Source organism: Clostridium septicum (assembly GCF_003606265.1).
In the GTDB taxonomy this organism is placed as follows: Bacteria; Bacillota; Clostridia; order Clostridiales; family Clostridiaceae; genus Clostridium; species Clostridium septicum.
Genome location: NZ_CP023671.1, coordinates 210,143 through 231,645, shown reverse-complemented (window position 1 = coordinate 231,645; position 21,503 = coordinate 210,143). Strand labels below are relative to the sequence as shown.

Here is a 21,503-nt window from a genome sequence, read left to right as displayed (position 1 = left end):
TTATGAGAAATGTGACTTTTTTAGGAGGCGGTAGCTTTGGTACTTCCTTAGCAATTTTACTTGCGGATAAAGGTAATAAAATAAAGATATATGATAGAGATGAACACGTAGTTAATGATATTAATTACAATAGAAGAAATGATAAATATATTAAAAATTTAAAAATACCTAAGAATGTCACAGCCTATAATGATATAGATTTAGCTTTAAATGAAGCAGAGTTTATAGTTTTAGCTATTCCATCTCATGTAATAAGAAGTATATCTAAAGAGCTAAAAGGAAAAATTAAAGAAAATGTTACTATCATAAGTATAGCTAAAGGAATAGAACAGGGAACTAATTTAAGGCTTTCAGAAGTTATAAAAGAAGAATTACCAAGTAATCCTGTAGTTATATTGTCAGGACCAAGTCATGCAGAAGAAGTTGCTTTAAATATTCCAACTACAGTAGTTGTGTCTTCAACAGATATGGAAAAGGCAGCAGAAGTACAAGATATTTTTATAAATTCAAATTTTAGAGTTTATACAAATGATGATTTAGTTGGAGTTGAAATAGGTGGAGCTGTAAAGAATATTATAGCTTTAGCAGCAGGAGTTTGTGATGGAATAGGATATGGGGATAATTCCAAAGCAGCTTTAATGACAAGAGGAATGGCGGAGATAGTTAGAATAGGAATGAAGCTAGGAGGCAAACCAGAAACTTTTTTAGGGCTTACAGGAATGGGCGATTTAATAGTTACTTGTACTAGCTTACATTCAAGAAATAGAAGAGCAGGATATTTAATAGGAACTGGAAAAACTTCTAATGAGGCTATAGAAGAAGTTGGTATGATAGTTGAAGGTATTAAAGCTTGCAAAGCTTTCTATGAATTAAAAGAAAAACTTGGTATTGAAATGCCTATAACAGATGTGGCTTATAAAGTGCTTTTTAAAGGTAAAGATCCTAAAGAAGCAGTAAAAGAGCTTATGGGTAGATCAAAAAAAGATGAGATATATTATTAGTAAAAAGCACCAGTAATTAGCTGGTGTTTTTTTGCTAATTAAAATAAAAACTTGGAATATTTAAATCTTTTTATAATAGAATCTTATTATAAAAGAAATATATGCCTTGCTAAAAATTTTATAAATTTTATTAGAAAGTTGTATACTTTTTTTAAAAACAGAATATATATATACTGTTAATAATAATTAGGAGGGTATAACGTGGACAGCTTTAATATATACAAGGATATAGCTGAGAGAACACAAGGAGACATCTATGTAGGTGTTGTGGGGCCAGTTAGAACAGGTAAATCAACATTTATAAAAAAATTTATGGACCTTATGGTAATACCAAAGATTGATAATACTTATAAAAAGGAAAGGGCAAAGGATGAGTTACCACAAAGTGGATCAGGTAAAAGCATTCATACAACAGAACCCAAGTTTGTACCAAATGAAGCTGTAGAAATAACTGTAGATGAGGATATAAAATTTAAAATTAGAATGGTGGATTGCGTAGGATACATTGTAAAAGGAGCATTAGGATATATGGATGGTGATGAGGCTAAAATGGTTAATACACCATGGTATGACTATGAAATACCTTTTGAAGATGCAGCTGAAATAGGAACAAGAAAAGTTATAACAGATCATTCAACAATAGGTCTTGTAGTAACTACTGATGGTAGTATTACAGGGATAGAAAGAGATGAGTACTTAGAAGCAGAAGAAAGAGTAATTAATGAATTAAAATCAATTAATAAGCCATTTATTATTGTACTTAATACTAAAAATATAAATTCTCCTGAAACTAGACAATTAAAAAAGGAGTTAGAAGAAAAATATAATGTAACTGTTCAAACTATGGACATTGCAAATATGAATGAAGATGATATAGAAGAAATTTTAAAACATGTACTTAAAGAATTCCCAGTAAAGGAAATTAATATTGATATGCCAACATGGGTAGAAAAGTTAGAACCTGATCATTGGCTAAAAAAAGATTTCTTTAACATAGTTAAGGAAATGTGTACAAACATATTTAGAGTTAGAGACATAAAGAAAACTTTAAGTTTATTAAAAGATGAAGAGTACTTAGGGGCAACTGAAATTACAGAAGTTAGTTTAGGAGAAGGAACTGCTAGGTTAATGATGAAACCAAAAGATGGAATATTCTATAAAATATTAAGTGAAATTTGTGATTTAGATGTAGAGTCAGAAAGTGATTTATTATCTTTAATTAAAGAACTTAACTTTGCCAAAAAAGAATATGATAAAGTTAAAGATGCTTTAATAGATGTAAGAGAAACTGGATATGGGTTAGTAGCTCCACAACTATCAGAAATGAAATTTGAAGAACCAGAAATGGTTAAACAAGGAACAAAATTTGGAGTTAAGCTTAAGGCATCAGCACCTTCATTACATTTTATAAAAGCAAATATAAAAACCGAAATAAGTCCTATAATGGGTTCTGAAAAGGAAAGTGAAGAACTTGTTAAATCTTTAATGGAGCAATTTGATAAAGATCCTTCATCATTATGGCAAAGTAATATGTTTGGTAAGTCTCTTGAAGTTTTAGTTAAGGAAGGACTACAAAATAAATTATATAAAATGCCTGAGGATGTACAAGTTAAGATACAAAAAACTCTTCAGAAAATTATTAATGAAGGTAACGGTGGTTTAATTTGTATTATACTTTAATATAAGTTAGAAATAGAGGATTGTATTAGATACAGTATGTATTTAATACAATCTTTTCTTTTGTGATAAAATAAAAATATAAAAATAGTCAATTTAATATGCTATATAGAATACAATATAATAAAAGTGTTTAAAATTGTTGCTTATGTTCAGTATGCAGAATTGAGGGGTATTATGGAAAGAAGATTTTGTACCTATAAAAGAGTTGGATACTTTAAACAAATAATGGCTGAATCTTTGGGGCTTAAATACACAGGTAATATTTATGCTTCGCCAGGGGTGCTTAAGCATATTAGAAAAAGGCATGGAAGACATTTAAGTAAAAAAGTTAGGGATAATATAATTGAAACTATGAAGAATGTTATTGAAGACCCAGATTATGTTGGAATATATAAGTCAACTGAAGAAGAAATTTTAGTTGAACTTATAAAAAAAATAGATAGAAATATATTGGTTGGTATAGAAATTGATAATAATACTGATTATATTCAAGTATTAACCATGTATCCAATTACTGAGGCGAAAATAGATAGTAGATTATATAGTTGAAAACTTATTAAATGGGAAGATATTAAATGAGTTGAAAGATTTTTACTGAAAATGTATAATAAATATATTGATTTTAAATACTGAGATTATTGAGGTGAGAAATGGCTCCTCACGCGCTGGATGCAGTAAACAGAGATGCAGGATACGCCGCCCTGCCTATAATCAATAAATAACTTTTGGGAAACCAAGAGTTTTTTTATATATCGTATTAACATAGGAGGAATTATGAAAAAAATAGCAGTAGTTTTTAATGGTGGAACTATTTCAATGAAAGTTGACGAAAGAATAAAAGCAGCAGTACCTAGTTTAACAGGAGAAGAAATAATGTCTATGGTAACTGGAATAGAGGAGTTTGCAGAAATAGAATCATATAGCTTTTCTAGTATGCCATCCCCTCATATGTCTGTAGAAAATATGCTAGAGCTTAGTAAATTTATTAAAGGGTTAATTGATAGTGATGATTGTGATGGTGTAGTAGTAACACATGGAACAGATACATTGGAAGAGACAGCATATTTATTAGATTTAACATTAGATACAGAAAAGCCAGTAGTGATTACAGGAGCTATGAGGAGCAGTTCAGAACTTGGTTATGATGGACCTTCAAATTTAGCAGCGTCTATTTGTACAGCTATATCTGATGATTCAAAAGGGAGAGGAGTATTAGTATGTTTTAATGGGGAGTTAAATTCAGCGGCAGAAGTTACTAAAGCAAATTCCATGGCGTTAAATGCTTTTAAAACTCCTAATTTTGGACCAATAGGAATTGTTGATAATAATAATGTTATATTTTACAGAAAAACAAAGAAAGTCTGTACTTATAGTGTAAATAATATAGAAGGGGACGTAGCTCTTATAAAATGTGTAGCTGGAATGAACTCTGATTTTATAGAATTTTCATTAGAGAAGGGATCTAAAGGAATAGTTATAGAAGCTTTAGGAAGAGGAAATGTCCCACCTCTTATGATAGAAGGAATAAAGAAAGCATTAGTAAAAAATATTCCTGTTGTTGTTGTTTCAAGATGTTTTGAAGGAAGAGTATTTGAATCATATGGATATGAAGGTGGAGGTAAAATGCTTAAAGATTTAGGTGTTATATTTGGTGATACTCTACCAGGACAAAAAGCTAGAATAAAACTTATGTTAGCTATATCGGCAGGTTTATCTATAGAAAGTATAGAGAAACATTTTGAATAAATCGAACGTTCGTTGAAATAAATAAAAATTTATACGTTTATATTGACACAAAAAGAAGTATTATATATAATAATATTCGTAAACAGAAATAACTCATATAAATATGATAATAAGGATCATACGTTTCTACCAAGATACCGTAAATATCTTGACTATGAGTGCGAATATTAAATAGATTATTTTATATAATGTACATAAAAGGTTGTTTTATGTAGTATATATTATATATGTCTATTTCCGCAATGAGTTATTTTAATATATAAACTCATTGCGTTTTTTTTATTAATTTCTAGGAGGTTAAGTATGGAAAACTTATCAATTAAAGAACAGGTATTACCTATTCTGACAAATAAAAATGTTAATTTTAAAAAAGAAATTGTAGCAGGAATAACCACATTTTTAACTATGGCATATATCATTGTAGTTAATCCTAATATATTATCAGAGACAGGTATGCCAGCTGGACCTTTAGTTACTGCCACATGCTTATCAGCAGCTTTTGGATGTATTTTAATGGGGTTGTTTGCTAATTTACCTTTTGCTTTAGCATCTGGTATGGGACTTAATGCATTTTTTGCATTTTCAGTAGTTTTAGGACAAGGAATTTCATGGGAAATGGCATTGACAGCAGTTTTTGTTGAAGGTATTATATTTATATTATTATCATTATTTAAGGTAAGAGAAGCTGTAGTAAATGCAATTCCTGTAAATATGAAACATTCAGTTACAGCTGGAATAGGTATATTTATAGCTTTTATAGGCTTAGTCGGATGTGGACTAGTTGTTAATGACGACGCAACATTAGTTGCTATGGGAGAGTTTACTCCAGCAGTAGTTATTGCCTTAGTAGGAGTTGTAGTAATTGCTGTATTAGATAAAAAACAAGTTAGAGGATCAATTTTGTTTGGTATTCTAATAAGTACATTATTAGCTTGGGGATTTGCATTTATAAAGCCAGAAGAAGCAGCGAATTTAGGTATGTATCTTCCAAGTGGTGTGTTTAAGTTTGAAAGTATTGCACCAATAGCAGGGAAATTGGATTTTGGATTTATTACAAGTAAAGAAACTATAGGAACTTTTATAGCTGTAGTATGCACATTCTTGTTTGTAGACTTCTTTGACACAGTAGGAACACTAGTTGGAGTAGCTTCAAGAGCTAATATGCTAGATGAAGAAGGGAAGGTTCCTAATGTAGGTAAAGCGTTGTTGGTAGATGCAGTTGCAACTACTGCAGGGGCTGCAATGGGAGTTTCAACAGTTACAACTTATGTTGAAAGTTCAACTGGAGTAGCAGCAGGAGGAAAAACTGGATATACAGCTATAGTTACAGGGATTTTATTCTTAATTTCTATGTTTTTTTCACCAATCTTTATATCAATTCCAGCATGCGCTACTGCACCAGCATTAATATATGTTGGATATTTAATGCTTGGAGCAGTTAAAAATATAAATTTTGATAATATTACTGAAGGGGTACCAGCGTTCTTAACAATAATTACAATGGCATTAACTTATAGTATCGGAGATGGCTTAACTGTAGGAATATTATCATATGTAATAATTAATGTATTATATAATGTTTTCTTTGCAAATAAAGAAGAAAAAGTAAAGATATCTTGGGTTATGATATCATTAGCAGTAATATTTATTTTAAAGATAGCATTCCTTGGATAATTTATATAAAATTAATATAAATTAAATATGAAAAGAATTAACCCTTTCATATTCGTAAATCCCTAAAATAAAGAAGTAGGCTTAAATTAGTCTACTTTTTTGTTTGTAATAGGCTGAATTTAAATGTTAATATTTTGTTAACAAACCATTGACATTAGTAGTTGATGTAAATTAATATATGATATATAGTAAAAGAAAAAGTAAAACCTTGGAGGAAGATATGGTTAAAAGTATGACTAGCTTCGGAAGAGCAAGTAGTAGTGAGGGAAGCAAACATTTATTTTCAATAGAAATGAAAAGTGTAAATAGTAGATATTTAGATATAAATGTTAGAATGCCTAAAAGTATAATTGCTTTAGAAGAAGATATTAGAAAAATAGTTAGTGAAACACTTTCAAGAGGGAAAGTAGATATTTTCATTAATCAAAAAAGTTATTCAAAGGGTGACGGAGTAGCAAAGGTGAATTTAAAGCTTGCAGAAAGTTATTTAAATTCCTTAAAAGAATTAGAAAGTACTTTTGGAATAAAAAATGATATAACCATAAGTCAATTAGCAAGATTCCAAGATATAATAACAGTAGTAGAAGAAGAGGATTCAATTGAGGAAATAGCTACTACTATCAAACCTCTTATAAAGGAATCACTTTTAATGATGGATAAGATGAGATCCATTGAAGGAGAAAAACTAAAAGAAGATATATTAAACAAAGTAAATGATATAGAGTTACTAGTTAAGAAAATTGAAGAAATATCTGAAACAGTTCCAAAAGCATATAGAAAAAAATTAGAAAATAGATTAAAAGAATTAACTCAAGGGTTAGAAATAGATGAAAGTAGAATAGCTCAAGAAATAGCTATATTTTCGGATAAAGCTTGTGTAGATGAAGAAATTACAAGACTTTATAGTCATTTGAATCAAATGAGAAAAACATTTGAAGAAGAAGGAACAATAGGAAGAAAACTTGACTTTATAATTCAAGAAATGAACAGAGAAGCAAATACAATAGCTTCAAAATCAAGTGATATGGATATGACTAATTTAGTCATTAACATAAAAAATTTAATCGAAAAGATTAGAGAACAAGGACAAAATATTGAATAATTAGGAGGAAAGCCATGGGAATTAAGTTAATTAACATTGGATTTGGAAACATAGTTTCAGCAAATAGATTAGTTGCTATAGTAAGTCCAGAGTCAGCACCTATAAAAAGAATAATCCAAGAAGCTAGAGATAGAGGGATGTTAATAGATGCAACATATGGTAGAAGAACAAGAGCTGTTATAATAACAGACAGTGATCATGTTATATTATCAGCTGTTCAACCAGAAACTGTAGCACACAGACTTGTAGCTAAAGACGAAGCTGTAGATGAGGTTGATGAATAATGCATAAAAAAAATAGGGGAGTTTTAATTGTTATTTCAGGTCCATCTGGAGCAGGTAAAGGCACTATTTGTAAAGAATTACTAAAAAACAATGATAACTTATACCTTTCAGTGTCAGCAACAACAAGAAATCCAAGAGAGGGAGAAATTGATGGTGTAAACTATTATTTCTTAACTAGAGAAAACTTTTTAAAAAGAGTAGAAGAAAATGATTTTTTAGAGTATGCTGAAGTATATGGTAATTGTTATGGTACACCAAAATCAAATGTTGAAAAGATGCTTGAAGAAGGTAAAGATGTTATATTAGAAATAGATATTCAAGGAGCATTAAAAGTAAAAGAAAACTTTAGTGAAGGTGTATTTATATTTGTACTTCCTCCATCAATGGAAGAGTTAAAACAAAGAATAATAAAAAGAGGAAGTGAAACAGAAGAATCATTAATGCGAAGATTTAAGTCTGCATATAAAGAAATAAACTATGTTTCAAAATATAACTATGCAGTAGTTAATGATACTCTAGAAGTTGCTGTTTCAAAAGTAGAAGGAATTATAGCAGCTGAAAAATGTCGAGTTGATAGAATAAAAGATAATACAATATTAGATTCTAAGGAGGGTTTAATTCATGAACAACTCTATGATTAATCCATCAATAATGGACTTATTAGAAAAGGTAGATGATAGATATTCACTAGTAATAGTGACTTCAAAAAGAGCAAGACAATTAATAGATGGTAAAGAAGCACTTATAAAAACAAAATCACATAAACCATTAACTATAGCAATAAATGAAGTTAATGAAGGTGCAGTTGGATACGAAAGACCAAAGGAAGGCAATAAATAATTATGAAAAAAAAGTGTGTATGCATAGGAGTAAGTGGAGGAATAGCTGTTTATAAGGCTCTTGATATTATAAGTGCACTTAGAAAAAAAGATGTAGAAGTAAGAGTTATTATGACATCTTCTGCAAAAGAGTTTGTAACTCCATTATCTTTCCAATCTCTTAGTCAAAATATGGTAATTACAGATATGTTTGCAGAGCCAAAGGCTTGGGAAATTCAGCATATATCACTAGCTAAAAAAGCAGATTTGTTTTTAATTGTGCCAGCTACAGCTAATATAATAGGTAAAGTTGCAAATGGTATAGCAGATGATATGCTATCAACTACTGTTATGGCAACTAAGGCTAAAGTAATATTTGCCCCAGCAATGAATACAAATATGTATGAAAATCCTATAGTTAAAGGAAATATAAAGAAACTTAAGGATTATGGATATGAGTTTATTGAACCAGAAGCAGGAAGGTTAGCCTGTGGAGATACAGGAAAGGGTAAGCTTGCAGATGTTAATACAATTGTAGAGAAAGTTTTAGAAGAGCTTGAAGGTAGTAATAAAGAAAAAGATCTTCTAGGAAAAAAAGTATTAATTACAGCAGGGCCAACTAGATCTCATATAGATCCAGTAAGATATATAACTAATAGATCAACTGGTAAAATGGGTTATGAAATCGCTAAAGAAGCAAGAGATAGAGGGGCAGAAGTTACTTTAATTTCAGGACCAACTTCTTTAGAAAATCCAAAAGGTATTAATTTTATAAAAATTGATACAAATGAGGAAATGAAAGATATTGTGTTACAATATTTCCATAATAGTGATATTGTTATAAAATCTGCAGCTGTTGCAGATTATAAGATAAAAGAGTATAGCAATAAAAAGATTAAAAAAGGTGATGGGGATTTAAATTTAGCTTTTACTAGGGATAATGACATTCTTCAGTTACTTGGAAATGAAAAAACAAATCAGATACTAGTAGGTTTTGCAGCTGAAAGTAATGATGTTTTAGAAAATGCTAAAAGAAAACTATTTAAGAAAAATCTAGATTTTATAGTAGCAAATGATATTACAAGTAATGAAACAGGCTTTGGAAGTGAAGACAATAAAGTTATTATCATATCTAAAACAGGAAAAGAAGTGCATTTAGATAAAATGAGTAAAAGAGAAGTGGCATCAAATATTTTTGAAACTATTTTGGGAAAGCGCTAATTGCGCTTTCTTCTTCTTATAATGGAAAGTTTGAAATAAACCTAAATAAAAAGGTGATAAAATTGAAAATATATGCAGATATAATAGTAAATAGCGATGCATTAGATATAGATAGAACATTTACTTATGAGGTACCTGAAAATTTAAAAAAGTTAGTAGAAATTGGTCAGTTAGTTAAAGTTCCATTTGGTATTAAAAATAATATTACTTATGGTTTTATTATAAATATTATAGAGAAAGAACAAATTGCAGGAATTAGAATAAAAAAGATAAAATCAATTTTCTTACAAGATCCTATATTAACAGCTGATGATTTTAAATTAATTAAATTTTTACGGGAAAACTATTTATGCAAGTACATTGATGCTATAAGGATTATGATTCCTCACGGAGTTTTACGAGGAGTTAAACCTAAAAATAAAAAAGTTATAGTTTTTGTAAAAGATATACTTGATTATAAAAAAAATCAAAGATATAAAGATGTATTAGAATTCGTAAAGTCTAATAGCAGAAAGTTTACTAAAGCTGAATTAACAAAAGAATATTCATTATCTTTGTATAAAATAAATAAACTTATTGAAGAAGGATATATAGAAGTAGAAGAAGAAAAAGTAAATAGATATAATAGTAAAGCATATGATAATTTTGATGAAAAACCATTAACAGAAGAACAATTTTTGGCTCTAAAAAAAATAAAATCTACGGATAAAAATATTATTCTTCTAAAAGGTGTTACAGGTTCAGGAAAAACAGAAATTTATATGAGACTTGTTGATGAAGGATTAAAGGCTGGAAAATCTTCTATAATATTAGTGCCAGAAATATCATTAACTCCACAAATGATAGAAAGGTTTAAAGGTAGGTTTGGAAATGAAGTAGCTTTATTCCATAGTAAGCTTTCAGACGGAGAACGCTTTGATGAATGGTATAGAGTAAAAGAAGGTAAAGCTAAAGTAATTATAGGAGCAAGAAGTGCAGTATTTTTACCAGCCAATAATATTGGTTTTATAATTGTAGATGAAGAGCATGAAAATACTTATAAATCAGAACAAAATCCTAAATATCAAACAAAGGAAGTTGCAGAGTTTATAAGTAAGTTAAAAGGATGTAAAGTTATATTAGGTTCAGCAACTCCAAGTATTGAAAATTACTATAGAGCAATTTCAGGGGAAATAGAACTTGTTGAATTAAAGAATAGAGTAGATTCAAAAGATATGCCCAAAATGGAAATTGTTGATATGAGGAGAGAATTAAAGTCTGGTAATATATCATTATTTAGTAGTAAATTATATAATGAGATAAAAGAGGCATTAGATAGAAAAGAGCAAATAATATTATTTTTAAATAGAAGAGGATTTTCTACTTTTGTTTCATGTAGAAGCTGCGGATATGTATTTAAATGTCCAAATTGTGATATTTCTATGACTTATCATAAAAATGGATTTTTAGTTTGTCATTATTGTGGTAAAGTAGAAAAGCAGCCTAAACTTTGTCCAAAATGTCAAAGTAAATATGTGAAATTTTTTGGAGCAGGAACACAGAGGGTAGAAGAAGAGGTTTTAAAATATTTTAAAAATGTCAAAGTTTTAAGAATGGATGCAGAAACCACAAAAAACAAGAACTCTCACGAATTAATATACAATTCTTTTAAAAATGGAGAAGCTGATATTTTAATTGGTACACAAATGATATCGAAAGGTTTAGATTTTGAAAATGTTACACTTGTAGGAGTTTTAGCCGCTGATATTTCAATAAATGTACCTGATTTTAGAGCAGCTGAACGAACTTTTCAAATAATAACTCAAGTTTCAGGAAGAGCTGGAAGAGGAAATAAAGAAGGAAAAGTAATAATACAAACATATACACCAGAACATTATAGTTTATTGTATGCAAGGAATTATGATTATGAAGGATTTTATAATGAAGAGTTTGCAATAAGAGGTTTGATGTCTTATCCGCCTTTTGGTAAAATACTATTAGTCAATGGTATATCGAAAGATGAGGGTAAGCTTAAAGCTTTTATGAATAGCATAAGTATGGAGTTTAGAAATATAAAAAAAGAATATGAAAATATAGAAATGTTAGGGCCTGTACCATGTATAATAACTAAAATAAAAGAAAATTATAGATGGCAAATTTTATTTAAAGGAGATATTTCTATAGAATTTTGTAAAAAAATTAAGGATAGACTTTATGACTTAAATAAGAATGTATATAATGAAATTAGAGTAACTATTGATATCAACCCAAATAATTTAGCATAGGAGGAAATGAAATGGGAATTAGAAATATAAGAAAAAATGGAGACGAAGTTTTAAGAAAGAAATGTAAACCAGTTGAAAAAATAACAAATAGAACACTACAAATATTAGATGACATGGTAGATACAATGTATGAAGCAGATGGCGTTGGCCTTGCTGCACCTCAAATAGGAATACTTCAAAAGATGTTTGTAATTGATGTTTATGATGGAGAAGGCGTTAGAGTTTTTATAAATCCAGAAATATTAGAAATGAGTGGTTCTCAAACAGGAGAAGAAGGGTGTCTTAGTATTCCGGGTGAATTAGGAGAAGTAGAAAGAGCAAATTACGTTAAGGTAAAGGCTTTAAATGAAAAAGGAGAAGAATTTACTTTAGAAGCTACAGAACTTTTAGCAAGAGCTATTCAACATGAAAATGATCATTTATATGGAAAATTGTTTATAGATAATATTAAATAATTTTTGGAGGACATCTTATGAAGATAGTATTTATGGGAACACCAGATTTTTCAGTTCCTTCTTTAAAAAAACTTATAGAGACTTATGGAGTGCAAAGTGTTTTTACTCAACCAGATAAACCAAAGGGTAGAGGAAAGAAAATGACCTTTTCACCAGTAAAGGAAGTTGCACTAGAAAATAATATACCAGTATATCAGCCTATAAAGCTTAAAGATGATAGAGAGTGTATAGAATATTTAAAAGAATTAAAACCAGATTTTATAATAGTTGTAGCTTTTGGTCAAATACTAACTAAAGAGGTTTTAGATATACCTAGATATGGATGTATAAATCTTCATGCATCATTATTACCTATGTATAGAGGTGCAGCACCTTTAAATTGGGTAATAATAAATGGAGAAAATAAGTCAGGGAATACAACTATGTTAATGGATGTAGGTCTTGATACAGGAGATATGCTTTTAAAAAATGAAGTAGATATTACGGAAGATATGACAGCTGGAGAACTTCATGATATATTAATGAGTACAGGTGCAGATCTTCTAATAGATACTATTGAAGGCTTAGTAGATGGATCTATAGTTCCTAAAAAGCAGGAAGGAGAAACTTTCTATGCTAAGATGTTAAATAAGGAGCTTGGACAAATAAACTGGAATAATTCAGCTAAAAATATCAATAATTTAATTAGAGGATTGAATCCATGGCCAATTGCGCATACTAAATATGAAAGCCAGCCTATGAAGATTTATAGTAGTAGTGTTTTAAATGAAAATAGCAGCAAAACTCCAGGAACTATATTAAATGTTACAAAACAGGGAATTAAAGTTGCTACTAGTGATGGGGTATTATTAATAAGAAAAGTACAGTTTCCAAATGGAAAGCCTTTAACTATAGAACAATATATAAATGGAAATGAAATTAAAGAAAATATTATTTTAGGATAATAATTTTAAGGAGTGGATGTTATGTTTTATCCAGGTTTTTATTTTGATACAACATATCTAATTTTAATTCCAGCAGTTATAATAGCATTTTGGGCTCAAATGAAAATAGATAGTACTTATAAAAAGTATAAAGATGTTAGAACTGTAAATGGAAATACTGGTAGTGAAATTGCAAGAAATATATTAGATTCTGCTGGACTTTTTGATGTAAGGTTAGAAAGAGTAAATACAAATTTAGGGGATCATTATGATCCAACGGCAAGAGTAGTTAGACTTTCTCCAGAAGTATATGATGGAGCTACTATTGCAGCAGCAGGTATAGCAGCACATGAATGTGGGCATGCAATTCAACATCAAACTAGTTATAAACCATTAGTTTTAAGAACTAAGATAGCACCTGTAGTTAATATAGGCAGTCAACTTTCAATAATCTTATTTATGATTGGAATATTTTTTAGTTCACCTATGTTAGCTAAAATAGGTATTATATTCTTTGGTGCAGCTGTTATATATCAAATAGTAACACTTCCAGTAGAATTTAATGCTTCAACTAGAGCCCTTTCTATTTTAAAAAGTCGAGGATTTTTATATGCCGATGAGGTAAAAGGAGCTCAAAAAGTATTAGATGCAGCAGCTATGACTTATGTTGCAGCTACATTAATGGCTATTTCTCAATTAATTAGGTTAATAGCTTTAAACAATAGATATAATGATAATTAAAGAGGTATAAAGATGAATATTAGAAAACTAGCAAGACAAATAGTTCAAAGAGTTTTAGAAGAAGGAGCATATTCAAATATAGTCCTTTCAAAAGAACTTAATAATAATGAAATATCAGATTTAGATAAAGGATTAATAACAGAAATAGTATATGGAACTTTAAGAAGAAAGAAAACTTTAGATGTTATAATTGGAAACTTCGTAAAAGATATTAAACTTATGGATGAAACTGTATTAAATATATTAAGGGTTGCAATTTACCAAATACATTTTCTAGATAAGATACCAGAATATGCAGCTTGTAATGAAGCAGTAGAAGAAGCTAAAGAGGTTTCTTTAGAAGCTTCAAAGCTTGTAAATGGAATTTTAAGAAATTATATAAAGGATGAAAAAGATTTAGTTGTACCTGGAAATAGAATAGATGAATTAGCATATAAATTTTCTCTTCAACCATGGATGATAAGACTATTTATTAAACAATATGGAGAAGAAAGAACATTAAAGCTTATGGCAGGATTAAATGAAACTCCTAAAGTAACAGTAAGAGTTAATAGTGTTAAAGCTGATTATGATGAAGTTTATGAGAAATTAGAAGCAATGGAATATAATATAGAAGAAGGATATGCTTGTCCAGAAGCTATTGAAATAATAGGTGGAAAAGGTTTAGAAAGTAATGAATTATTTAGAGATGGTTTAATAACTGTTCAAGATGAAAGCGCTATGCTTGTAGCTCCTATTTTAGATATTAAAGAAGGAGATTTAGTTTTAGACCTTTGTGCAGCACCAGGTGGAAAAACTACACATATTGCAGAACTTTTAAATAATACAGGAGAAGTTTTAGCTTTTGATTTACATGAAAATAAATTATCTTTAATAGAGGAAAATGCAAAAAGATTAGGATTAACAAATATAAAATGTAAAAGCATGGATGCATCTAAATTAGATGTTAAATATGTATCATCATCAGATAAGGTTCTTATTGATGTTCCATGCTCAGGACTTGGAATTATAAGAAAGAAGCCAGAAATAAAATGGAATAAAACTAGACAACAATTAAAGGATCTAGTACCAATTCAAAGAGAAATAATGGAAAATGCATGGCAATATTTAAAGCCTAATGGAACTTTAGTATATTCAACATGTACATTAAATAAAGAAGAAAATGAAGAAAATATACAATGGTTTTTATCAAAGCATAAAGATGCAAAGGTAGAAAAAATATTTATAGGTAACAATAGTAATTTTATATATAATCAAGATGGAACATTAACAATATTACCAAATGAACATATGGATGGATTCTATATTGCTAAAATACAAAAAACAATGTAGGTGAAAAAATGAAAAATATATTAGATTATACTTTAGAAGAGCTTAGTATTTGGATGAAAGAAAATAATGAAAATGCTTTTAGAGCAAAGCAAGTTATTTCTTGGTTGTATAAAGAAGTTTGGGACTTTTCGGATATGAGAAATATTTCCAAAACTCTTCAAGATAAGTTAACTAGTAATTTTTATATTGGAATTCCTAAGATAGTAGATATGTTTGAATCTAAAATAGATGATACTAAAAAGCTCTTACTTGTCTTTAAAGATGGAAATATTATTGAAAGTGTAATTATGAAATATAAACATGGTTATTCTATATGTATTTCAACACAAGTTGGGTGCAGGATGGGTTGTAAATTCTGCGCTTCAACCCTTGATGGAAGAGTAAGGGATTTAACTGCAGGAGAAATATTATCTCAGATAATGGTTGCACAAAAGATTATAGGAGAAAGAATTTCAAATGTAGTATTAATGGGAAGTGGTGAACCATTAGATAATTATGAAAATGTACTTAAATTCTTAGAGTTAGTGAATGCTGAGTATGGATTAAATATTGGACAAAGACATATTACACTTTCAACTTGTGGATTAGTACCGAAAATATATGATCTTGCTGATAGAAAATCAAGCATAACTTTAGCAATTTCTCTTCATGCATTTAGTGATGAAAAAAGAAGAGAAATTATGCCAATAGCAAATAAATATTCCATTAAAGAGATATTGGAAGCTTGCAAATATTACATAGACAAAACTGGAAGGAGAATAACTTTTGAATACTCATTAGTTTCAGGAGTTAATGATGGGTTAGAAGATGCGAAATCTTTAGCTAAACTCTTAAAAGGATTATTATGTCATGTAAATCTTATTCCAGTTAATGAAATAAAGGAAAATACTTTAAAAAGACCTTCTAAAAAGACTATTATAAATTTTGAAGAAATCTTAAAAAATAATGGAATTGAAGTTACAGTAAGAAGAGAAATGGGAAGCGATATTAATGCAGCTTGTGGTCAATTAAGACGTAAGTTTTTAGAAACCCAAATATAAGGAGTGGGTATTAATGGTTGGTATAAAAAGTGATGTTGGCAATGTTAGAAAATTAAATGAGGATTACGCACTATATAAAGAAGGGGATAAGTATAAGATTTTCGTGGTAGCAGACGGGATGGGCGGTCACAATGCCGGTGAAGTGGCAAGTGAGATGGCATCAAGAAAAGTTATAGAGTTTATTGAAAGTAATTTTAACTATGAAAATAGATATAATATATTAAAAGATGCTGTAGAGTATGCAAACCTTAAAGTTTACGAGTTTTCACATGGAGAAGCAGAATACAGAGGCATGGGAACAACTTTAACAGCATGTTTGGTAACTAAGGAGTTTATTCAAGTTGCAAATGTTGGAGATAGTTCTTGTTATGGAATAAAAGGTGAGAAATTAAAAAAAATAACTAGAGATCACTCATTAGTACAAGAACTGTTGGATTTTGGAAGTATTACTGAAGAGGAAGCAGAAAAGCACCCGCAAAGAAATATAATTACAAGAGCCATAGGTACTAAAGAGTGGGTTGAAGTAGATATATTTAAAATTAACCCAGATGAGTATGATCTATTTCTATTGTGTTCAGATGGTTTAAGTAATGAAGTAAAAGGAAATGATGTGTTATCAATTTTAAGCGAATACTCAGATTTAAATAAAATTTGTGATATTTTAGTAGATTTGGCTAAATCAAGGGGCGGAAGAGATAACATTACAGTACTATTATTTGAAGGAGAGGTGTAGAATGATAGGGATGATATTAGGAGATAGATATGAACTTCTTGAAAAAGTTGGCGAAGGTGGAATGTCAGAGGTTTTTAAGGCTAAATGCAATAAGTTAAATAGATTTGTTGCAGTTAAAATACTTAAAAAAGAGTTTTCTAATAATGAAGAAATATCAGAAAAATTTAAAAGGGAGGCAACTGCCATTGCCAATTTATCAGACACTAATATAGTTAATGTTTTAGATGTTGGCAGTCAAAATGATATTAATTATATTGTTATGGAGTATATAAATGGTAAAACATTAAAGGATGTTATTCAGTATAGTGGAAAGCTTAGTTATAGTACAGCTATAAAAATAGGACTTCAAATAGCTAAGGCGTTAGAGTGTGCTCATAAAAATAATATTATTCATAGAGATATAAAACCACAAAATATATTAGTAACAGAAGGTGGAGAAATAAAGGTTACAGATTTTGGAATTGCCAAATCTACTGATTCATCAACAATAACAAATACAACAAGCATAATAGGATCAGCTCATTATTTATCACCAGAGCAAGCTAAAGGTACTTATATTGATTTTAGAACGGATTTATATTCATTAGGAATAGTTTTATATGAGATGGTTACAGGAAAACTTCCTTTTGAGGGGGAATCCCCAGTTACAGTAGCTCTTAAGCACTTACAAGAAGAACCTGTATCACCTAAAAGTTTAAATCCAGCTATTCCGGATAGTTTAAATAAGCTTATATTAAAGGCTATGGAAAAAACTCCTATAAAAAGATATCAAAGTGCAAAAGAAGTTATACAAGATCTTCAAAAAATACAACAAAATCCAGATGTTATTATTGGAGAAAAAGCTTTAAATGATAATCAACATACAATCGTAATGACACCAATTATATCAAATGATGATAAAACAAAACAAATGTCAAGTTTAAAAGATGAATATTATGATGATGACTATGATGATGACTACGAAGAGTATGAAGAAGAAGATGATGATGATGATGGATTTTTTAAGAAGAAGAACAAAAAAGAACCTAAACTCAAAAAGAATAATAATTCAAAAAAGATAGTTTTAATATTATTAAGTATAGTAGCTTTACTTGGAATAGGAATGGGAGCATTTATGTTATCTAAAGGTTTTGCCAATCAAGATGTAACAATTCCTAATATAGAAGGTAAGAAGGTTGAAGATGCTAAAAAAGAACTTGAGAAAATTGGATTAGAAATTGAAGAAGTAGGAGTTGAAAAAAGTGACAAACCTGAAGGAACAATAATTAATGTTGATCCAAAGGTTGGAACTTCCATTAAAAAGAAATCAAAGGTTAAAGTTATTGTATCAGGTGGAGAAGAAAAATTTAAAATGCCTGATTTTAGAGATTATGAAGTTACAAATATAAAACAATATTTAGATTTACAAGGCTTTACTAATTATACTATAACAGAACAATTTAGCGATAATGTAGAAAAAGGATATTTTATAAGTCAAAATCCATCTGCTAAAACAGAGATAAAAAAAGATACTAAAATAGATATAGTTATAAGTAAAGGTGAGGAAGTAAAACTTGTTAAAGTTCCAAATGTTCTAGGAGAGGCTGAAGATGAAGCAAAATCATCTTTAGAAAATCTTAAATTAAAAGTATCAGTAGAGTATAAAACTACAAATAAAAAAGAAGAACATGGAAAAGTACTTTCACAAACAATAGTAAATAGTAAGGTAGAAGAAGGAACTTCAGTTACTATTGTAGTTGGAAAATATGAAGAAAAAGAAATTAATATTATTGAATTGGGTATATATGTAAATATGCCAATAAGTGAAGCTAAAACACTTCTTGAAAATAAGGGTATAAAATATGTAATTTCAGGAGAAGGCGATTTAATAGCTGACTTTACAAAAAGTATAAAAGAAGGTGGAACAGTTACATTAACTACTAACAAGAAACAAACTATTCCTCCAGATAATAATACTGGAGGAGAAGATAAACCACAAGAAAATCAAGTTAATAATCGCCGTTAAAAAAATCAGCATAATGCTGATTTTTTTATTTAAAGGTGAAATATAATTTAATTTATATATAATATAAAAAATTATTTGCATTTTTTGGTGAAATCTGTTTATTATAAATAAGGAGAATAAAATATATGGAGGTATTATGAAAGGAAAAATAATTAAGGGAATAGGTGGATTTTATTACATTAAAACCGAAAAGGGGCTTATAGAATGTAAAGCAAGAGGTAAATTTAGACATAGAGATATGAAGCCCATCGTTGGAGATAATGTTATTATAAATGTTGAAAATGGTAAAGGAGTTATAGAAGATATATTAGAAAGATCTTCAGAACTTATAAGGCCTACTATAGCAAATGTCACTCAAGCCTTTGTTGTTTTTGCAATTAAGAACCCAGATATTAATTTTGATCTTTTAAATAGATTTTTAATTCTTTGTGAACATAATAACATAAAATCAATAGTTTGTTTAAATAAAGTGGATTTAGTATCAAATGAAGAAAGAGAAGAAATAAGGAAAAAAATTAATGATATAGGTTATGAAGTATTATATATAAATGCAAAAAAAGGCGAAGGAATAGAGAGTCTTAAAGAAAAACTTAGGGGAAATGAAACAGTTTTATGTGGTCCATCAGGAGCAGGAAAATCTACACTAATAAATAAACTAATAAATAGAGATCATATGGAAACAGGAAAAGTTTCAGATAAAATAGGAAGAGGTAAGCATACAACTAGACATAGTGAGCTTATAGAGATATCTGATGGTTATTTAGTTGATACACCAGGTTTTTCAACTTTAGAAGTAAATTTTATTGATAAGGAAGAACTTAGATATTGTTTTCCGGAGTTTGAAGAATATAATCATAATTGTAAATTTAGAGGATGTCTTCATAACAAAGAACCTAAATGTTCAGTTAAACAAGCTGTTCAAGAGGGGAAAATTAATGAATATAGATATAAGTTTTATATTAGAACTTTAGAAGAAATAATGGATGGGAGGAATAATAAATGGTAAGGATAGCACCTTCAATTTTATCAGCAGATTTTTCAAAATTAGGAGAAGAAATACAAAGTATAGACAAGGCAGGGGCAGAGGTAATTCACATAGATGTAATGGATGGTTCATTCGTTCCTAATATATCATTAGGATTACCAGTTATAAAATCAATAAGAAATAAAACAAGTAAAATATTTGATGTACATTTAATGATAGATAATCCTGCAAATTTTATAGATGCTTTTGTAGAAGCGGGAGCAGATATAATAACAATTCACTATGAAGCAGACAGACATATAGATAGAGCAATTCAATATATTAAATCAAAGGGAGTTAAGGCAGGAGTTGCTATAAATCCTGGTACGCCTACAACTGTTTTAAAGGATATAATAGGCAATTTAGATATGGTTCTTATTATGTCAGTAAATCCAGGTTTTGGAGGGCAAAAATTTATTCCATATGCTTTAGATAAAATCAGAGAAGTAAAGGAAATGAGTAAAATTTCTAATAATGATTTATTAATTGAAGTTGATGGCGGTGTAGACAAGACAAATGCAAAGGCGTTGATAGAAGCAGGAGCTAATGTTTTAGTTGCCGGTTCAGCTGTTTTTGGTAATGGGAAATATGAAGAGAATATAAAAGCGCTAAGAGGATAATAAATGAAAGCTGTTATTGTTTCAGGGGGAAAAGCACCTTCAGAGAAGATTTTAAAAAACGCAATAAAAAATGCTTCTATTATTATAGGAGCAGATAAAGGTTGTGAAGTACTTTTAAAAAATAATATAACTCCAAGTTATATATTAGGTGATTTTGACTCAGCTTCAAAAGAAACAATTTTAAAATTTGAAAACCTTGGTGTTCCCAAAACCAAATTTAAAGAAGAAAAAGATTTTACAGATACAACTAGTGCCTTTAATTTAGCAATAGATAAAGGTTGTACAGAAATATTGCTTCTAGGAGCTACAGGAACTAGATATGATCATGTATTAGGTAACATAGGCCTTTTATTAAAAGCTATTAAATTAGATATAAAAGCAGAAATAATAGATGATAATAATAGAATATATCTAATTAATAAAAATTGTACTCTTTATGGAAATTATGGAGATACAATATCATTTCAAGCTTACTCAAAAAAAGTAATTGGACTTACTATAAAAGGATCTAAATATAATTTATATAATTATGATTTAGAGATAGGAGATTCTTTAACTGTATCTAACGAATTTTTAGATAGTCCTATTGAAATTAGTTTTAAAAATGGTCCATTAATGGTTTTATATACAAATGATTAAACTTTTTTAAAAAAGTAATCACTCAATTCTTATATGCTGCATACAATAAGTATATAGGAGTGAGTGATTTTTTTATTAAGATAAGGGGGAAAAGAAATGAAGATAATTGCTATAAAGTTACCAAAATTTTTATCAAACTTTATAAAATTTTTTAGAAGAAAATAATTAGTACATATGAGAAAATTAGACTATATGTATAAT

21 protein-coding genes and 1 riboswitch are annotated in these 21,503 nt (G+C 28.9%); all 21 genes read left to right on the top strand.

Annotated features, from left to right (window positions below; genetic code table 11):
• Positions 1–2: 2 nt before the first annotated feature.
• The 21 genes from CP523_RS01015 to CP523_RS00915 all read left to right on the top strand — a co-directional run bounded on the left by CP523_RS01015 (position 3) and on the right by CP523_RS00915 (position 21,302).
• The gene (locus CP523_RS01015; protein WP_066674503.1) at positions 3–1,001 is read left to right on the top strand and encodes an NAD(P)H-dependent glycerol-3-phosphate dehydrogenase; all 999 of its coding nucleotides are present in this window, start codon (positions 3–5) and stop codon (positions 999–1,001) included.
• A 201-nt stretch (positions 1,002–1,202) separates the two neighbouring features.
• A complete protein-coding gene (gene spoIVA / locus CP523_RS01010) occupies positions 1,203–2,681 on the top strand; it encodes a stage IV sporulation protein A (RefSeq protein ID WP_066674505.1) in 1,479 nt (492 codons plus the stop codon).
• A gap of 174 nt (positions 2,682–2,855) precedes the next feature.
• Positions 2,856–3,230 carry a PBECR3 domain-containing polyvalent protein gene (locus tag CP523_RS01005; protein ID WP_120140417.1) on the top strand — a complete coding sequence of 125 codons (375 nt, stop codon included), beginning with the start codon at positions 2,856–2,858 and terminating at the stop codon, positions 3,228–3,230.
• Positions 3,231–3,455: 225 nt separating this feature from the next.
• Complete coding sequence (locus tag CP523_RS01000) at positions 3,456–4,427, top strand: asparaginase (protein ID WP_066674510.1); 972 nt, start codon at positions 3,456–3,458, stop codon at positions 4,425–4,427.
• Positions 4,428–4,500: 73 nt separating this feature from the next.
• Positions 4,501–4,602: riboswitch (purine riboswitch) on the top strand.
• Positions 4,603–4,730: 128 nt separating this feature from the next.
• Positions 4,731–6,101 carry an NCS2 family permease gene (locus CP523_RS00995; RefSeq protein ID WP_066674513.1) on the top strand — a complete coding sequence of 457 codons (1,371 nt, stop codon included), beginning with the start codon at positions 4,731–4,733 and terminating at the stop codon, positions 6,099–6,101.
• Between the two features lie 220 nt (positions 6,102–6,321).
• Positions 6,322–7,203, top strand: a complete 882-nt coding sequence (locus CP523_RS00990) for a YicC/YloC family endoribonuclease (RefSeq protein WP_066674516.1) — start codon at positions 6,322–6,324, stop codon at positions 7,201–7,203.
• 14 nt (positions 7,204–7,217) lie between these two features.
• The gene (gene remA / locus CP523_RS00985; protein ID WP_008678315.1) at positions 7,218–7,487 is read left to right on the top strand and encodes an extracellular matrix/biofilm regulator RemA; all 270 of its coding nucleotides are present in this window, start codon (positions 7,218–7,220) and stop codon (positions 7,485–7,487) included.
• Positions 7,487–8,128 carry a guanylate kinase gene (gene gmk / locus CP523_RS00980; protein ID WP_066674519.1) on the top strand — a complete coding sequence of 214 codons (642 nt, stop codon included), beginning with the start codon at positions 7,487–7,489 and terminating at the stop codon, positions 8,126–8,128. Before remA ends, gmk begins: the two co-directional genes overlap by 1 nt.
• Positions 8,109–8,327 carry a DNA-directed RNA polymerase subunit omega gene (gene rpoZ, locus CP523_RS00975; protein ID WP_066674521.1) on the top strand — a complete coding sequence of 73 codons (219 nt, stop codon included), beginning with the start codon at positions 8,109–8,111 and terminating at the stop codon, positions 8,325–8,327. Before gmk ends, rpoZ begins: the two co-directional genes overlap by 20 nt.
• Positions 8,327–9,526: a bifunctional phosphopantothenoylcysteine decarboxylase/phosphopantothenate--cysteine ligase CoaBC gene (gene coaBC / locus CP523_RS00970; protein WP_391489225.1), complete on the top strand. Its 1,200-nt coding sequence runs from the start codon at positions 8,327–8,329 to the stop codon at positions 9,524–9,526. Before rpoZ ends, coaBC begins: the two co-directional genes overlap by 1 nt.
• 62 nt (positions 9,527–9,588) lie before the next feature.
• A complete protein-coding gene (gene priA, locus CP523_RS00965; RefSeq protein WP_176712674.1) occupies positions 9,589–11,790 on the top strand; it encodes a primosomal protein N' in 2,202 nt (733 codons plus the stop codon).
• A gap of 11 nt (positions 11,791–11,801) precedes the next feature.
• Positions 11,802–12,245, top strand: a complete 444-nt coding sequence (gene def / locus CP523_RS00960; RefSeq protein WP_066674525.1) for a peptide deformylase — start codon at positions 11,802–11,804, stop codon at positions 12,243–12,245.
• 17 nt (positions 12,246–12,262) lie between these two features.
• Positions 12,263–13,189: a methionyl-tRNA formyltransferase gene (gene fmt / locus CP523_RS00955; RefSeq protein WP_066674526.1), complete on the top strand. Its 927-nt coding sequence runs from the start codon at positions 12,263–12,265 to the stop codon at positions 13,187–13,189.
• A gap of 21 nt (positions 13,190–13,210) precedes the next feature.
• Positions 13,211–13,909 carry a zinc metallopeptidase gene (locus tag CP523_RS00950; protein ID WP_066674527.1) on the top strand — a complete coding sequence of 233 codons (699 nt, stop codon included), beginning with the start codon at positions 13,211–13,213 and terminating at the stop codon, positions 13,907–13,909.
• 12 nt (positions 13,910–13,921) lie between these two features.
• Entirely contained in the window at positions 13,922–15,241 is a 1,320-nt protein-coding gene (rsmB, locus tag CP523_RS00945) for a 16S rRNA (cytosine(967)-C(5))-methyltransferase RsmB (protein WP_066674528.1), read from the top strand.
• A gap of 8 nt (positions 15,242–15,249) precedes the next feature.
• Complete coding sequence (gene rlmN, locus CP523_RS00940) at positions 15,250–16,281, top strand: dual-specificity RNA methyltransferase RlmN (protein ID WP_066674531.1); 1,032 nt, start codon at positions 15,250–15,252, stop codon at positions 16,279–16,281.
• Positions 16,282–16,294: 13 nt separating this feature from the next.
• Entirely contained in the window at positions 16,295–17,014 is a 720-nt protein-coding gene (locus CP523_RS00935; RefSeq protein ID WP_066674541.1) for a Stp1/IreP family PP2C-type Ser/Thr phosphatase, read from the top strand.
• Position 17,015: 1 nt separating this feature from the next.
• Complete coding sequence (gene pknB / locus CP523_RS00930; RefSeq protein WP_066674544.1) at positions 17,016–19,019, top strand: Stk1 family PASTA domain-containing Ser/Thr kinase; 2,004 nt, start codon at positions 17,016–17,018, stop codon at positions 19,017–19,019.
• Between the two features lie 136 nt (positions 19,020–19,155).
• Positions 19,156–20,025: a ribosome small subunit-dependent GTPase A gene (gene rsgA / locus CP523_RS00925; RefSeq protein ID WP_066674546.1), complete on the top strand. Its 870-nt coding sequence runs from the start codon at positions 19,156–19,158 to the stop codon at positions 20,023–20,025.
• Entirely contained in the window at positions 20,019–20,663 is a 645-nt protein-coding gene (gene rpe / locus CP523_RS00920; protein WP_066674548.1) for a ribulose-phosphate 3-epimerase, read from the top strand. Before rsgA ends, rpe begins: the two co-directional genes overlap by 7 nt.
• A gap of 3 nt (positions 20,664–20,666) precedes the next feature.
• A complete protein-coding gene (locus CP523_RS00915) occupies positions 20,667–21,302 on the top strand; it encodes a thiamine diphosphokinase (RefSeq protein ID WP_066674550.1) in 636 nt (211 codons plus the stop codon).
• Positions 21,303–21,503 lie beyond the last annotated feature (201 nt).

Excerpts from the sequence above, each read along its gene's own strand:
- CP523_RS00915 (WP_066674550.1), top strand. The coding sequence starts at position 20,667 with ATGAAAGCTGTTATTGTTTCAGGGGGAAAAGCACCTTCAGAGAAGATT.
- rpe (WP_066674548.1), top strand. The coding sequence starts at position 20,019 with ATGGTAAGGATAGCACCTTCAATTTTATCAGCAGATTTTTCAAAATTA.
- pknB (WP_066674544.1), top strand. The coding sequence starts at position 17,016 with ATGATAGGGATGATATTAGGAGATAGATATGAACTTCTTGAAAAAGTT.
- CP523_RS01015 (WP_066674503.1), top strand. The coding sequence starts at position 3 with ATGAGAAATGTGACTTTTTTAGGAGGCGGTAGCTTTGGTACTTCCTTA.
- CP523_RS01000 (WP_066674510.1), top strand. The coding sequence starts at position 3,456 with ATGAAAAAAATAGCAGTAGTTTTTAATGGTGGAACTATTTCAATGAAA.
- def (WP_066674525.1), top strand. The coding sequence starts at position 11,802 with ATGGGAATTAGAAATATAAGAAAAAATGGAGACGAAGTTTTAAGAAAG.
- CP523_RS00935 (WP_066674541.1), top strand. The coding sequence starts at position 16,295 with ATGGTTGGTATAAAAAGTGATGTTGGCAATGTTAGAAAATTAAATGAG.
- rsmB (WP_066674528.1), top strand. The coding sequence starts at position 13,922 with ATGAATATTAGAAAACTAGCAAGACAAATAGTTCAAAGAGTTTTAGAA.
- CP523_RS00995 (WP_066674513.1), top strand. The coding sequence starts at position 4,731 with ATGGAAAACTTATCAATTAAAGAACAGGTATTACCTATTCTGACAAAT.
- CP523_RS00950 (WP_066674527.1), top strand. The coding sequence starts at position 13,211 with ATGTTTTATCCAGGTTTTTATTTTGATACAACATATCTAATTTTAATT.
- CP523_RS01005 (WP_120140417.1), top strand. The coding sequence starts at position 2,856 with ATGGAAAGAAGATTTTGTACCTATAAAAGAGTTGGATACTTTAAACAA.
- fmt (WP_066674526.1), top strand. The coding sequence starts at position 12,263 with ATGAAGATAGTATTTATGGGAACACCAGATTTTTCAGTTCCTTCTTTA.
- rlmN (WP_066674531.1), top strand. The coding sequence starts at position 15,250 with ATGAAAAATATATTAGATTATACTTTAGAAGAGCTTAGTATTTGGATG.
- rpoZ (WP_066674521.1), top strand. The coding sequence starts at position 8,109 with ATGAACAACTCTATGATTAATCCATCAATAATGGACTTATTAGAAAAG.
- rsgA (WP_066674546.1), top strand. The coding sequence starts at position 19,156 with ATGAAAGGAAAAATAATTAAGGGAATAGGTGGATTTTATTACATTAAA.
- remA (WP_008678315.1), top strand. The coding sequence starts at position 7,218 with ATGGGAATTAAGTTAATTAACATTGGATTTGGAAACATAGTTTCAGCA.
- CP523_RS00990 (WP_066674516.1), top strand. The coding sequence starts at position 6,322 with ATGGTTAAAAGTATGACTAGCTTCGGAAGAGCAAGTAGTAGTGAGGGA.
- gmk (WP_066674519.1), top strand. The coding sequence starts at position 7,487 with ATGCATAAAAAAAATAGGGGAGTTTTAATTGTTATTTCAGGTCCATCT.